Annotated in this window: 14 protein-coding genes; 5 read left to right on the top strand and 9 right to left on the bottom strand. The window is 68.3% G+C overall.

The window, feature by feature from the left end:
• Window positions 1-11: 11 nt before the first annotated feature.
• From AC1DY7_RS14380 to AC1DY7_RS14360, 5 genes are all read right to left on the bottom strand, one after another.
• Window positions 12-1,943 (bottom strand): peptidoglycan D,D-transpeptidase FtsI family protein, encoded by a 1,932-nt coding sequence (locus AC1DY7_RS14380; RefSeq protein ID WP_477494345.1) that lies wholly within the window; start codon window positions 1,941-1,943, stop codon window positions 12-14.
• Window positions 1,940-2,977 carry a cell division protein FtsL gene (gene ftsL / locus AC1DY7_RS14375; protein ID WP_477494344.1) on the bottom strand — a complete coding sequence of 346 codons (1,038 nt, stop codon included), beginning with the start codon at window positions 2,975-2,977 and terminating at the stop codon, window positions 1,940-1,942. Before ftsL ends, AC1DY7_RS14380 begins: the two co-directional genes overlap by 4 nt.
• The gene (gene rsmH, locus AC1DY7_RS14370; RefSeq protein WP_477494343.1) at window positions 2,974-4,116 is read right to left on the bottom strand and encodes a 16S rRNA (cytosine(1402)-N(4))-methyltransferase RsmH; all 1,143 of its coding nucleotides are present in this window, start codon (window positions 4,114-4,116) and stop codon (window positions 2,974-2,976) included. Before rsmH ends, ftsL begins: the two co-directional genes overlap by 4 nt.
• Window positions 4,091-4,525, bottom strand: a complete 435-nt coding sequence (gene mraZ, locus AC1DY7_RS14365; protein ID WP_477494525.1) for a division/cell wall cluster transcriptional repressor MraZ — start codon at window positions 4,523-4,525, stop codon at window positions 4,091-4,093. Before mraZ ends, rsmH begins: the two co-directional genes overlap by 26 nt.
• 343 nt (window positions 4,526-4,868) lie before the next feature.
• A complete protein-coding gene (locus tag AC1DY7_RS14360) occupies window positions 4,869-5,273 on the bottom strand; it encodes a DUF3040 domain-containing protein (protein WP_477494342.1) in 405 nt (134 codons plus the stop codon).
• Window positions 5,274-5,535: 262 nt separating this feature from the next.
• Between AC1DY7_RS14360 and AC1DY7_RS14355 the strand changes: the two genes are divergently transcribed.
• The 4 genes from AC1DY7_RS14355 (at window position 5,536) to AC1DY7_RS14340 (ending at window position 9,675) form a co-directional block, all read left to right on the top strand.
• Window positions 5,536-6,189: a GNAT family N-acetyltransferase gene (locus tag AC1DY7_RS14355; RefSeq protein ID WP_477494341.1), complete on the top strand. Its 654-nt coding sequence runs from the start codon at window positions 5,536-5,538 to the stop codon at window positions 6,187-6,189.
• A gap of 22 nt (window positions 6,190-6,211) precedes the next feature.
• The gene (locus AC1DY7_RS14350) at window positions 6,212-6,886 is read left to right on the top strand and encodes an LppM family (lipo)protein (protein WP_477494524.1); all 675 of its coding nucleotides are present in this window, start codon (window positions 6,212-6,214) and stop codon (window positions 6,884-6,886) included.
• 109 nt (window positions 6,887-6,995) lie between these two features.
• Window positions 6,996-8,090, top strand: a complete 1,095-nt coding sequence (gene idsA2 / locus AC1DY7_RS14345; protein WP_477494340.1) for a bifunctional (2E,6E)-farnesyl/geranyl diphosphate synthase — start codon at window positions 6,996-6,998, stop codon at window positions 8,088-8,090.
• A gap of 67 nt (window positions 8,091-8,157) precedes the next feature.
• Entirely contained in the window at window positions 8,158-9,675 is a 1,518-nt protein-coding gene (locus tag AC1DY7_RS14340; protein ID WP_477494523.1) for an alpha-(1->6)-mannopyranosyltransferase A, read from the top strand.
• Here AC1DY7_RS14340 and AC1DY7_RS14335 read toward each other — a convergent pair.
• Window positions 9,644-10,048, bottom strand: coding sequence for an Rv2175c family DNA-binding protein (locus AC1DY7_RS14335; protein WP_477494339.1), 405 nt, complete (start codon window positions 10,046-10,048; stop codon window positions 9,644-9,646). The two genes, AC1DY7_RS14340 and AC1DY7_RS14335, sit on opposite strands and share 32 nt — an antisense overlap.
• Window positions 10,049-10,093: 45 nt before the next feature.
• Between AC1DY7_RS14335 and AC1DY7_RS14330 the strand changes: the two genes are divergently transcribed.
• Entirely contained in the window at window positions 10,094-11,317 is a 1,224-nt protein-coding gene (locus AC1DY7_RS14330) for a protein kinase domain-containing protein (RefSeq protein WP_477494338.1), read from the top strand.
• Here AC1DY7_RS14330 and AC1DY7_RS14325 read toward each other — a convergent pair whose 3' ends face one another.
• From AC1DY7_RS14325 to AC1DY7_RS14315, 3 genes are read right to left on the bottom strand one after another with little or no spacing between them, the layout of a single operon-like run.
• Complete coding sequence (locus AC1DY7_RS14325) at window positions 11,318-12,703, bottom strand: class II 3-deoxy-7-phosphoheptulonate synthase (RefSeq protein ID WP_477494337.1); 1,386 nt, start codon at window positions 12,701-12,703, stop codon at window positions 11,318-11,320.
• Window positions 12,704-12,755: 52 nt separating this feature from the next.
• The gene (locus AC1DY7_RS14320; RefSeq protein WP_477494336.1) at window positions 12,756-13,256 is read right to left on the bottom strand and encodes a polyadenylate-specific 3'-exoribonuclease AS; all 501 of its coding nucleotides are present in this window, start codon (window positions 13,254-13,256) and stop codon (window positions 12,756-12,758) included.
• Window position 13,257: 1 nt separating this feature from the next.
• The gene (locus AC1DY7_RS14315) at window positions 13,258-14,142 is read right to left on the bottom strand and encodes a hypothetical protein (RefSeq protein ID WP_477494335.1); all 885 of its coding nucleotides are present in this window, start codon (window positions 14,140-14,142) and stop codon (window positions 13,258-13,260) included.
• Window positions 14,143-14,181: the final 39 nt, after the last annotated feature.

Raw genomic sequence — 14,181 nt, 5'->3', positions numbered from 1 at the left:
CGTGATCGGGCTCAGTCGGCCTGCAGGACCAGCGGCGGTCCCGGGTCCGGGGACAGCGGCACGTTCTCCCGTTGCAGCAGCCAGGCGGCGATGTGGTGGAACAGCGGGGCCATCGTGGTGCCCGGCAGGCCGTCGGCCGTGCGATGCGGGTTGTCGGCCATGATGCCGACGACGTAGCGCGGGTCGTCCGACGGCGCCATGCCGGCGAAGGTGATCCAGTAGTGGTCGTCGTAGTAACAGCCGCACGCCGGGTTGATCTGCTGGGCGGTGCCCGTCTTGCCCGCGATCTGGTATCCGTCGACCGCGGCCGCCGAACCGGTGCCCTGCTGGATGCCGCGCGGATCCTTCTGCACGACGGCGCGCAGCATGTTGCGCACGGTCTGCGCGGTCTGCGGCGAGACCACCCGGATGCCTTCGGGTTTCGGCTCGTCGGCCCGGCTGCCGTCGGCGGCGATGACCGACTTGATGATCCGCGGCGGGATCCGCACCCCGTCGTTGGCCACCGCCTGGTACATGCCGGTCATCTGCAGCAGCGTCATCGAAAGACCCTGGCCGATGGGCAGGTTCGCGAACGAGCTGCCCGACCACTGATCGATGGGCGGCACCAGACCGGAGCTCTCACCGGGCAGGCCGACGTTGGAGCGCTGCCCCAGGCCGAACTTGCCCAGCATGTCGTAGAAGCGTTCGGGCCCGACCCGCTGGGCGAGCATCAGGGTGCCGACGTTGGACGACTTTCCGAACACCCCCGTCGCGGTGTAGGGCATCACGCCGTGCGGCCACGCGTCGCGGACGGTGACACCGCCCATGTCGATGGAGCCCGGAACCTGCAGCACCTCATCGGGGTTGGTCAGACCCAGTTCGATCGCGGTGGCGGCGGTGACGATCTTGTTGACCGATCCGGGCTCGAACGGTGAGGACACCGAGGTGTTGCCCATCTGGCGGTCGCCCTGGCGGCCCAGGTCCTGGCTGGGGTCGAACGTGTTGTCGTTCGACATCGCCAGCACTTCACCGGTTTTCGCGTCCAGCACCACAGCCGAGACATTGCTCGCCCCGGACGCTTCCTTGGCCTGCTCCACCTGCTGCTGGACGTAGAACTGGATGTCGTCGTCGAGTGTGAGCTGCACCGAGGAGCCGTTGACGGCGTCGTGACGGTTGCGCATGGAGCCCGGGATCATCACACCGTCGGAGCCGCGGTCGTAGGTGACCGATCCGTCGTTGCCGGCCAGCTTGGCGTCATAGGAGTCTTCCAGCCCGAGCAGGCCGTGTCCGTCCCAGTCGATGCCACCGACGATGTTGGCGGCCAGTGAGCCGCCCGGGTACTGGCGGATGTCCTGGCGTTCGGTGCCGACCTCACGGAACTTCGTGGTGATCGCATCGGCGACGGCCGGGTCCACCGCGCGGGCCAGGTAGACGAACGAGTCCTTGCCGCTGAGCTTCTTGAGCAGGGTCGACGAGTCGGGCTTGTTGTTCAGCCGGGTGGCCACCTCGGTCGCGATGGCGCGCAGCCGCTGATCGGGGTCGGGCGCGTCCGGGTCGGCCGCCTTGGCCTCCTCCAACATCTTTCGCACCTTGACCGGCTGGAAGGTCAGCGCGCGGGCTTCGATGGTGAACGCCAGCTTGTCGAAGTTGCGGTCGACGATGCTGCCGCGCACCGCCTTCTGCACATCGGTGACTTTCAGCTGGCCGAGCGCTTCGGCGCGCAGGCCGGCGGCGTTGGAGATCTGCAGATTGAACAGCTGCGCTGCGGCGACCACCAGCACCAGGAAGATGACGACATTGCCGAGCCGGTGCCGGAACACGAAAGACGAACTGCGCAAACCGGTCTCGCCGCCGGGTTTCATGGGTTGCCGGACGCGCCGTTCGGTGGCCGAATGTTCCTGGGTGGATGTTGCGGGAGTGCGTCGCCGGACAGGCTGCGCGGGCTTCTTCTTGCGGCCGATCATGCCGGTGCGCCCAGGGGCGCGGCGGTCGACGGCTGCTCGACGCCGCCGACCGGGCCGGGCTGTGCCGGAAGCGCCGGAGTGGCCAGGTGCGGGGCCCCGTCAACCGGCACGGCCTCCGGTGCGGGCGCAGCCGGCACCGGAAGTACGGCTGCGGGCGGGATGACAACAGGCGGGAGGGTCACCGGCGGGAGGCTCGCGGCTGGTACGCCCGCGAGCGGGAGCACTGGTGCCACAGGCGTATTGCCGGGAATCCGTACGACGACCTCACGTGGGTCCACCACCCGCGGTCCGGGCGGGGCGGCCGGCGCGGGACGGGCCGGGGCAGGCCCTGAAGTCACCGGGTTGTCGTCGGGCAGCGGGGTGTTCAGCGGTGGCGGCGGAACACCCTCGGCAGGCTTCGGCGTACCCACCACCATCCAGTTCCCGGTCGGGTCCTGCACCAGGTGGGCGGTGTCGCGGGACGGGATCATGCCCAGGTTGCGCGCGGCCTCGGCCAGCGCCGGGGCGGCCTGCGCCTCCAGGACATCGCGCTCCAGGGCTTCCTTCTGTTGCAGCAGAGCCTGATTCAGCTGGCGGGCATGACCCAGCTGGTACGACCGTTCGGCGGCGTCGGTGGACAGCCACAACGTCATGCCGAGACCGACGCCCAGTGCGCCGATCACCAGCACCACGAACGGCACCCGGGACACCATGGCCCGCGGATTCAACTCGATCGAGGCCAGCCGGGTGATCAGCCGTTCGCGCAGCGGGATCCGAACAATCTTGGGGGCCTTGGCCTTCCGGGCCTTGGCTCGCGCCTTGGCCTGCTTGGCACTCTTGGCCATGGTCGGCGCGGGTGCCGACCGTGGGATGGGACTGGTCTGCGGCGCCGACCGCTGCGGCCGATGGGTGCGCGGCTCGGCGGCCGGGCGGCGCGGGCTGCGCCGGCGGGCCTGCGGTTCGGGCTGCCGCTTGGCGGCCTGCGCCTTCTTCTTCGGGTTGCCGCGCCGGCGCTCCTCGGCGCTGCGCACCGGTTCGGATCGCTTGACCTTCATGAGTCATCCTTTCCGGCAACCTTTTCCAGACCGCGCAAGCGCACCGATGCGCTGCGCGGGTTACGTTCGATCTCCTCGGCGTCGGCCTGCTCGGCGCCGCGGGTCAGCGTGACGAACTCGGCTTCGTAGCCGGGGAGTTCGACGGGCAGACCGGGAGGGGTTCGGGACTGGATCGCAGTGGCGAACAGCCGCTTGACGATCCGATCCTCCAGAGACTGGTAGGCCATCACCGCGATCCGGCCGCCGCCGGAGAGCGCGTCCATCGCCGCGGGTATGGCGGCGCTGAGCGACTCGAGTTCGGCGTTGACGGCGACCCGCAGCGCCTGAAACGTGCGTTTGGCCGGGTGACCGCCGGTGCGCCGGGTGGCGGCAGGGATCGCCTCGTACAAAAGCTCGACGAGTTCGCCCGTCGTGCGCAGCGGTTCCTTCTCGCGGCGGCGCACGACCCGGCCGGCGATGCGGCCGGCGAACTTCTCCTCGCCGTACTCGCGCAGCACGCGCGCGATCGCCTTCTCGTCGTAGGTGTTGAGGATGTCGGCGGCGGTGAGCGGCGCGTCAGGATCCATCCGCATGTCCAGCGGGGCGTCCTGCGCGTAGGAAAAGCCACGGTCGGCCCGGTCCAGCTGCATCGACGAGACGCCGAGATCGAACAGCACCGCGTCGACCTCCGCTTCGGCGCGGTCGTCCCAGTAGCCGTCGTAGCGGGTCCGGACGAATGTCATCCGGTCACCGAAGCGCTCGAGGCGGCTGGTGGCGATGGCCAGCGCGTTCGGGTCGCGATCCAGTCCAACCACGCGCAGTCCCGGGAAATCGGTGAGGAACCGCTCGGAATGCCCGCCCGCGCCGAGCGTTGCGTCCACCAGGATGGCGCCACGGCCGTCGGCGTGCCGGCGGGTCAATGCGGGGGCGAGCAGTTCGACGCAGCGGTCGATCAGAACGGGGATGTGGCCGTGAGCGGCGCTGTCATCAGGCATGCGGTTGTCGGACACCTGGACCCTCCGGCGCTGGAGATGGTGAGCCCGTGGCGCGAGGTCTCTGACCGAAGTGACGGACCTGGCGTCGGGGAAGTACGCCAGGGCCGGTTCGGGCAGAGGCCACGCTGCACGGGCAAGATCAGATGAGGTCGTGAAGAGCTTCATCGGAAGCCGCTGAGAAGTTCTCTTCGTGGGTGTTCTGGTATTCCTGCCAGGCCTGGGCATCCCAGATCTCCAGGAACTTGATGTTGCCGATCACCACGCATTCCTTGCTCAAGCTCGCGTAGCGCCGGTGGTCGACCGACAGGGTGATGCGGCCTTGCGCGTCGGGATGCTGTTCATCGGTGGCCGCCGCGAGGTTTCGAAGGTAGGCGCGGGCCTCCGGATTGCCGCGCTGAGCCTTCTCGTACTTCTCGGTGATCATCGTTTCGAACTCGGCCCGCGGGTACACGGCAAGGCTGTGGTCTTGGCTCTTGGTGACCATCAACCCCCCTGCCAGTGCGTCGCGGAACTTGGCGGGCAACGTCAGTCGCCCCTTGTCATCGAGCTTGGGCGTGTAGGTACCGAGAAACATCCCGTCACCTCCCACCACCCCGGAGCCCCAGGCCGCTCCGTTGTCAGCCACTTTACCCCACAATCCCCCACCTGGCGCCATTTGCTGCCAGTGAATTGGCGTCCTGCCCCACTGCGACCCCTTTCGATCGCCCCGAAGGGCCTGGAGTCACGTCAGGAAGCGCCACCAGAGGGAAGAAAGGCGCAGTTCAGCCGCGCTCAGCAGGATGTACGCCGAGGTGGGGGAAAGTGGGGAGCACGGACGCCTTCCGCCCTGCCCACGACCGTCGGTGCCGACACGCCGGGCGTACCCACGCACAAAAAAGGGGCAGTTCCTTACGGAACTGCCCCGGAGCCGGAACCGGTCATTCGTCGAAACGACGCCGGAAGCGATCCTCCATCCGGCTGGTGAACGAACCGCCGCCGCTCTTACCGCGCTTCCCCCTGGCCGAACCGCCGGAGGGAGCCGACTTGTCCGGCCGGCCTGCCACCCGAGGTCCGGTGACCGCGAACACCACGCCACCGAACATCAACACGAAGCCGATGACCGACAGAACGGGGAAGCTGCCGATCATGGTGGCCTTGAACGCCACCCCCGACACCAGCAGGGCCAGACCGATCACGAACAGCGCCGCACCCTGTAGCCGACGGCGGGTGGACGGTGCACGAAGTGTGCCGCCCCGCACGCTGGACGCGAATTTGGGGTCCTCCGCATACAGCGCGCTCTCGATCTGGTCGAGCATGCGCTGCTCATGATCGGAGAGTGGCATCCGTCCCTCCTCAGGATCGATGCAGCGTCGTTGCAGCCGCGGCCAGTGTCTTCAAAGTCGATGACGCCCGCGAGTACGGACGCTTAATAACCATGATACGAGGTCGATTCGACCCGTACCACCTACTTGACCGACGATTGTATGACGTCCGGCACGGAAACCCCGCGGCCACCACCGCAACCCTGCCCCGGAACGCCGCCCCGGCGGACCCGCATCAGATAATGGAGGCGTTAGAACGCACGCATACCTCGAAGGGCACCCGTTGGCGACGTATCTGGTGGACCTGTCGCCTGCCGCCATGCAGCGGCGACTCGACGAGGCCCTGTCCGTCTACGTCGACGCGATGCGCTACCCGCGCGGCACCGAGAGCCAGCGCGCCTCGATGTGGCTGGAGCACAGCCGCCGGCCGGGGTGGAAGGGCGTCGCAGTCATCGAGTCAGCAGTCATCGAGTCAGCGGTTAACGAGTCAGCGGTTATCGACTCAGCAGCCGAACCCGGCACTTCCGACCTGGAGTCCGGCACCCTCGTCGGCATCGCCTACGGCTACTGCGGCGCACCCGATCAGTGGTGGCAGCAGCAGGTGCTGCAGGGCCTGCGGCGCGTCGGCGTCGAGGCCGCCCACGTCAACGCCCTGATGAACAGCTATTTCGAGCTCACCGAACTGCACATCGACCCACGCGCGCAGGGCCGCGGTCTCGGCGAGGCGCTGGCCCGCCGGCTGTTGGCCGACCGCAGCGAAACCCACGTCCTGCTCTCCACGCCCGAGATCAACGGCGAGTCCAACCGGGCCTGGCGGCTGTACCGACGGTTGGGTTTCACCGACGTGATCCGCGACTACCACTTCGCCGGCGACCCTCGCGCCTTCGCGATCCTGGGCCGGTCGCTGCCCCTCGACGGTCCCGGTCTGGCACGATGACCGGGTGCTGCACCAGCTCGCCATGACGAACCCGATGAGGTCGAGGCGCTTCCGGGCCCTGGTCCTGCTGCTGCTGATCCTGACTCCGCTGGCCGTCGGCTGCGTCCGGGTGCGGACGTCGATCACCGTCTCCCCCGACGACCGGGTGTCCGGCCAGATCGTCGCGTCGGCCAAGGCCCGCAACTCCGATGACAAGGGCCCGCAGCTGCTCAACACGCTGCCCTTCAGCAACAAGGTGGCCATTTCGCAGTACGACCGCGGCGATTACGTCGGTTCGCAGGCGGTGTTCTCCGATCTCACCTTCGCCGAGCTCCCGCAGCTGGCCAACATGAATCGCGACGCGGCCGGGGTCGACATCTCCCTGCGGCGCGCCGGGGAGCTGGTGATCCTGGAGGGCCGGGTCGACCTGACCACGCTCAGCGACCCCGAGGCCGACGTGTCGATGAGCGTGTCGTTCCCCGGCGAGGTCACCTCGACGAACGGCGACCAGGTCTCCAGCGATGTCGTCGAATGGAAGCTCAAGCCCGGCGTCGTGACCACCATGAACGCTCAGGCGCGCTACACCGACCCGAGTGCGCGCTCCTTCACCGGAGCCGCCATCTGGCTCACCGTCGGGTCGTTCATCGTGGCCGGGATCATCGGCGCGGTCGCCTGGGCGGCCCGTGACCAGTCCCCGAAGGTCGGCGACCCCAGCTGAACCAGCTGCCCGGCTCGGCCGTGCTGGCTACTACAAATTCGTACCGAAGCTCTAGGCTGAGAACCGTCGGGGCCAATTCGGGGCAGGAAGAAAGGGGCGCCCGCTGACCGTGGAAACAGCGGCACCATCAGCCGTGCAACTGGCCAACGCCGTCGTCGACCAGTTGCGGAGCTACCTGTCCGACCGCCGCCGCGACAGTGCCTACATCGGCTCCGAGTACGCCGAACTGACCGCCGCACTCGAGGAATTCGTGCTGCGTGGCGGGAAGCGCATCCGACCCCTGTTCGCCTATTGGGGGTGGCGGGCCGGGGCCGGCCCGGACCGCGACCCCGACGTCGACGACGTGAAAGCGCTGCGCCTCTTCTCGGCGCTGGAACTGCTGCATGCGTGCGCGCTCATCCATGACGACGTCATCGACGCGTCGGCAACCCGGCGCGGCCTGCCCACGGTGCACCGCTTCTTCACCGACCTGCACCGCGACCGCGCCTGGCACGGTTCCAGCGCACAGTTCGGTCTCTCGGCGGCCATTTTGGCCGGTGACCTCTCGCTGGTCTGGGCCGACGACATCGTCGCCACCGCCGACCTGCCCGCCGAAGCGCATGTGCGCGTGCACAAGGTGTGGGCGGACATCCGCACCGAAGTGCTGGGCGGCCAATACCTGGACATCGTCGCCGAATCCAGCGGTGCCGACTCGGTGGCCTCGGCGATGACCGTGAACACCTACAAGACCGCGTCCTACACCGTGTCACGCCCGCTGCAGCTCGGCGCCGCCGCCGCGGCCGACCGGCCCGATGTGCAGGCGATCTTCCATCAGATCGGCACCGATCTGGGCATCGCCTTCCAGCTGCGCGACGACGTCCTCGGCGTGTTCGGTGACCCGGCCGTCACCGGCAAGCCCTCCGGTGACGACCTGCGCTCGGGCAAACGCACCGTGCTGTTGGCCGAAGCGGTCGAGCTGGCCGAGAATTCCGACCCGGTGGCGGCCAAACTGCTGCGGACCTCCATCGGCACCGATCTGTCCGAGGCCCAGGTACGCGACCTGTGCCAGGTCATCGAGTCCGTCGGCGCGCTGGCGGCCGTCGAGAACCGCATCGACACCCTGAACCGGCGGGCACTCGGCGCGCTGAGTTCCGCTCCGATCGATCAGCACGCCAAGATCGGCCTCGCCGAACTCGCGGGGCTGGCTTCCAACCGGTCCGCCTAGGAGCATGACCACCCCGACGGCGATCGGCCCCACCCACGGCGGGCCGACAAGCGCCCTGCGCAGGCAGATGGCACGGCTGCTGTTGTTCGCGGCGTCGCCCGAGGCCGGCCCCGCCCGGCTGGGCTTCCTCGGCGCGGTGATGATCACCGCGGGTGGCCTGGGGGCCGGCAGCACGCGACTGCACGACCCGCTGCTGGAGTCGCTGCACCTGTCCTGGCTGCGGTTCGGGCATGGCCTGGTGCTGTCGTCGGTGCTGCTGTGGGGCGGTGTCGCGCTGATGCTGGTCGCGTGGCTGGGGTTGGGCCGGCGGGTGGTCGACCGGACAGGTGGACGGCGGGCTGGAGCGCAGCGACCGGGGGGTGTGACCGAGTACACGATGCTGGCCACCACCGGGTTCTGGTTGACGCCGCTGTTGTTGAGCGTGCCGGTGTTCAGCCGCGACACGTATTCGTACCTGGCCCAGGGCGCGCTGCTGCGCGACGGCTTCGACCCCTACGTCGTGGGCCCCATCGACAATCCGAACTCGTTGCTGGACAACGTCTCCCCCATCTGGACCACCACCACCGCGCCATACGGGCCGGCCTTCATCCTGGTCGCGAAATTCGTGACGATGATCGTCGGCAACCACGTGGTCGAGGGCACCATGCTGCTGCGGCTCTGCATGCTGCCCGGGCTGGCCCTGCTCATCTGGGCCGCGCCGCGGGTGGCGCGCCACGTCGGCGCCAACGGTGCGGTCGCGCTGTGGATCTGCGTGCTGAACCCGCTGGTGATCATCCATCTGATGGGCGGCGTGCACAACGAGATGCTGATGGTCGGGCTGATGATGGCCGCCATCGCGTTGACCTTCGGTGGCCGCCCTATGTGGGGGGTGAGCCTGATCGCGATCGCCGTGGCGGTCAAGGCCACCGCCGGCATCGCGTTGCCGTTCATGGTGTGGGTGTGGATGCGGAAACTGCGCGACACCCGCGGGTACCGTCCCGTGCCGGCGTTCGCGGTGGCGACGGCGGCCTCGGCCGCGATCTTCGTGGCCGTGTTCGCCGTGCTGTCCTGGCTCGCCGGTGTCGGCCTGGGCTGGCTGACCGCGCTGGCCGGGTCGGTGAAGATCATCAATTGGCTGACCGTGCCGACGGCCACCGCGAACATCATCAACACCGTTGGCGGACTGTTCATCCCGGTCAACTTCTACGCCGTGCTGGACATCACCCGGATCATGGGCGTCGCCGTCATCGCGATCTCGTTGCCGCTGTTGTGGTGGCGGTTCCGTCATGACGACCGAGAGGCGCTGACCGGTATCACCCTGGCGATGCTGGTGGTCGTGCTGTTCGTGCCCGCCGCGCTGCCCTGGTACTACACCTGGCCGTTGGCGGTGCTCTCGGCACTGGCCCAGTCCCGGGCTGCGATCGCGCTCATCGCGGGGTTCTCGACGTGGATCATGGTGATCTTCAAACCCGATGGCTCACACGGCATGTACTCGTGGATCCACGTCGCGCTGGCCACGGCGTGCGCGTTCGGCGCATGGCGCTACCTGGCCAGGGCGCCGGAGGCAGCCGAACCTAGTACGCCATCGCCTGAGCCCGCCGGATGACCTCGCGGGCCTGATGTGAATGGAGCGCATCCACCGGGCGTGCGTTGGTCTGCCGGTCGGTGCTGCCGTCGCGGCTGATCGTCAGCGACGGATCAGGGGTGAACAGCCACCGCACGATCTCCGTCTCGTGGTACCCGCCGTCGTGCAGCACCACGAGCAACCCCTGCAGCGTCTTCACGACGTGCCCGGTGTCGTCGAAGAAGATCTTCGGTACCACCACCGCACCCTTGCGCCGCACGCCGACCAGATGGCCGTCGCGCAGCTGCTGATGAACCTTGGTCACCGTGATACCGAGGAGGGCCGACACCGCGGCCAGGTCATACACGGACTCGTCGGGGTCCAAGACATCGTCGGCCGCCGGAATACTGCTCACCGCACAGAGTCTAAGGGTCAGAGCCACTCTCGTACCATGTGTTCGATGGACACCTACCAGCGCGCCGACCCGCTCGTCGGCACCGTGCTGGACCGGCGCTACCGGGTGGACGCCCCGATCGCCTCCGGCGGGATGTCCACCGTGTACCGCGGCCTGGACGTCCGGCTGGATCGTCCGGTCGCGCTGAAGGTGATGGACTCCCGCTATTCCGGGGATCAACAGTTCCTGACCCGGTTCGAGCGCGAGGCCAAAGCCGTCGCCCGGCTCAAGGACCCTGCGCTGGTCGCGGTCTACGACCAGGGCGGTGGAGGGTCGAGCCGGGAGGCGCCTTTCCTGGTGATGGAGCTCGTCGAGGGCGGCACGCTGCGCGAACTGCTGAGCGAGCGCGGGCCGATGCCCCCGCACGCGGTGGCCGCGGTGCTCACGCCGGTGTGCCGCGGGCTGGCGGTGGCGCATGCCGCCGGGCTGGTGCACCGCGACATCAAACCGGAGAACATCCTGATCTCCGATGCCGGCGAAGTGAAGATCGCCGATTTCGGATTGGTCCGGGCAGTCGCCGAAGCCGGAATCACCTCGACCAGTGTGATTCTGGGCACGGCGGCCTACCTCTCCCCCGAGCAGGTCGGCACCGGCGACTCCACCCCGCGCAGCGATGTGTACGCGGTCGGCATCCTGGCGTACGAATTGCTCACCGGCGCCGCCCCGTTCACCGGTGACACCGCGTTGTCGGTGGCATATCAGCGGATGGATCATGATGTGCCGCCGCCGAGCATCGGGATCGCCGGGGTGCCCCGGCAGTTCGACGAACTGGTGCTGCGCGCCACCGACCGCGATCCGGCGGCGCGCTACGCCGACGCGGGTGAGTTGGCCGACGCGCTGGCCGGTGTGGTCGACGAGTTGCGGCTGCCGCCGTTCCGGGTGCCTGCTCCGCAGCAGTCCGCCCAGCACCGGGCCGCGACCGAATACCACTCCCGGGTGCGCACCGAGGCGGTCCGGCCGGTCCCGAACGCCCGGCCCAACCCGACGCGTGAATACGGCGCCGATTTCGCCGACGACCTGAACAGCGCCCTGGAAGAGTCCGACACCGAGCCCGAATATTCGCCGGTGCCAACACAGTTCGCCGGTATCGACCTCGACGACTTCGCGTGGGCCCGGCAGCGGGCCCGGCGCACGACACTGATCTGGATGCTGGTGCTGCTCACCCTGACCGGGTTGGTCGCGGCCGGCGCCTGGACGCTCGGCAGCAACCTGCCCGGACTGCTGGACTAGCTAGCCGCGCAGCATTTCGGCGACCAGGAACGCCAATTCCAGCGACTGCTGGGTGTTCAGCCGCGGGTCGCACGCCGTCTCGTACCGGCCGGCCAGATCGTCGTCGGAGATGTCCTGGGCGCCACCGAGACATTCGGTGACGTTCTCACCGGTGATCTCGACGTGGATCCCGCCCGGGTGGGTGCCCAGCGCGTGGTGCACCTCGAAGAAGCCCTGCACCTCGTCGACGATGCGATCGAAGTGCCGCGTCTTATAGCCGGTCGACGATTCGTGGGTGTTGCCGTGCATGGGGTCGCACTGCCAGATCACCTGATGCCCCGACGCCTGCACCTTCTCGATGATCGGGGGTAGCGCGTCGCGCACCTTCTGGTTGCCCATCCGGCTGACGAGGGTGAGCCGGCCCGCTTCGTTCTTGGGATCCAGCTTCTCGACGTATTCGACGGCCAGCTCCGGCGACGTGGTGGGGCCGATCTTGATGCCGATCGGGTTGGCGATGGTCTCCACGAACGCGATGTGCGCGCCGTCGAGCTGCCGGGTGCGCTCGCCGATCCACACGTAATGCGCGGACAGGTCGTACAACCGCGGCTCGTCGAATTCGTTGGACAACCGCAGCAGGGCGCGTTCGTAGTCGAGCACCAGCGCCTCGTGGCTGGCGAAGATCTCGGCGGTCTGCAGGTTGCGGTCGTCGACACCGCAGGCGCTCATGAAACGCAGCCCGCGGTCGATCTCGCCGGCCAGCGCCTCATACCGCGCCCCCGCGGGCGAGGTGCGCACGAATTCGCGGTTCCAGTCGTGCACCTTCTGCAGCGAGGCCATGCCCGACGAGGTGAGCGCGCGCACCAGGTTCATCGCGGCACTCGCGTTCGCGTAGGCCCGCACCAGGCGCGACGCGTCGTGATCGCGCACCGAGGCGTCCGGGGCGAAGCCGTTGACCATGTCGCCGCGGTAGGACTTCAGCCCCAGCGCGTCGGTGTCCGAGGAACGCGGCTTGGCGTACTGGCCGGCGATCCGGGCGACCTTCACCACCGGCATGCTGGCGCCATAGGTCAACACCACCGCCATCTGCAGCAGGGTGCGGATGTTGGCCCGGATGTGCGGCTCGGTGTTGTCGACGAACGTCTCGGCGCAGTCGCCACCCTGCAGCAGGAAGGCCTCACCGCGCGCGACGGCGGCCAGTTGCACCTTGAGCTTCTCGATCTCGGTCGGCACGGTGATGGGCGGCACGCTCTCCAGCACCGTCCGCATCGCCTTGGCCTGGCCGGCGTCCCAGCTGGGCTGCTGCAGCGCGGGTTTGGCGAGAGCGGCATCCAGCTTTCGGCGCAGGTCCTCGGGCAGGGCCGGCAGCTCCGGAAGCTGGTCGATGGGTACGTCGACGGTCCAGTTCACCGCTCTATGGTAACCGCGCCGCCGCGGCGAATTTACCGGCCATACCCGCAGCTCAGGCTCGTGCCGCCCAGTCCCCGTCGTCGTTCATCAGCTGATAGCGGCGCAGATTGTGACGAGCGTCGACCAGCGCGTCGTGGGAGTCGCTGGGGCGCGGTGGCATCCGCGGGCTGCCGTGCGCCTCCCAGAACTGGCGCAGCTCCCGGGTGAACCGGGGCATGGCCGGCGGCAGATCGGTCATCGGTCCCCACAGCTGACACAGCACGACGTGGTCGTAGGCGCCCACCCAGGCCCACAGCTCGATGGTCTCGTCACCGTCGATGTCGAAGAAATCTTCGAGCTCGGCCCGGATCTGCCTGCGCGAACGCCACAGCTTGGACGACGGCGACGGCAGCTTGGGCAGCACATTCTTGCGCACCCAGCTGCCGGCCCGTTCCGGATCGAATTCGGTTGATATCGCGTAGTACTCGCGACCGTCCTCGGCCACCACCCCGATCGAGATGAGCTCGATGGTGCGGCCGTTGTCGATGAACTCGGTGTCGTAGAAGTAGCGCATGTCAGCGAGCTCCCTTGGTTGCGAGCGGCTCGGCAGGAGCCGGAGCGGCGTGGATCTCGCGGTCCAGTTCCTGGTCGACCATGGCGTCGTCGGGGAAATGCGGTTCGCCCGCGACCACATGCTGAACCCACAGTTTGGCCTGCACCACCGGCCGGCGCAGCCGGCGTTCCCGTTCCAGCGCCTTGTGCATCCTGCGCGGCCGGGTGGTGTACCGCCAGCGCGCCCACGGGGCGTGCGGCCGCGACAACCGGATGGCGCCGACGAACAGCAGCGGCGTGATGAACATGCCCACCAGGCCGGTCCACACCTTGCCCTTCAACAGCACCACCACGGCCAGCGCCAGCGTCAGCACGGCGACGCCGATGACGGCCGCGCGCGCCTGCCACGTGTCGTCGGCGCGCCAGATGCTGATATCGAAGAACGACAGCGGATTGAAGCCGAGCACCAGCAGCCCGGCGACCGCGATCGCGACGAACACCGCGTCCACCGACGTCCGGCCGTCCTCGGCCCAGTACACGTCCTGCAGGTGCAGGATCAGCGCGAACTCGTCGAGCACCAGCGCCGCACCGATCCCGAAGAACACCGCAGCCACCGTGAATTCGGGCACACCGCCGTTTACCGCGAGGGTCACCATGGACACCCCGGAGACCATCACCAGAATCACGCCGATCACCGCATGGTGCAGGTGCACACCGCCCCCTACCGACAGGTTGCGCGGTTGCCACCATTTGCGCGGCGCGTCGCCGCCGGGGTGGCTGCGGATGTAACGGACGATGAGGCGGGTCAGGAAGAACGTGAGGATGAATGCGATCAGGCAGCACAACAACGGCAGGCGATCGCCGGTGATGAAGTCGAGCTGGATGCGCAGATGCACGGTCGAGAACATACGCCGACCTGCGACCAGAACGTGCCACCAGTCCTCCTG

The organism is Mycobacterium sp. P2_H7 (assembly GCF_056403275.1).
Note: the sequence above shows the minus strand (reverse complement) of the source record. Positions and strands in the feature narration are given on the sequence as shown.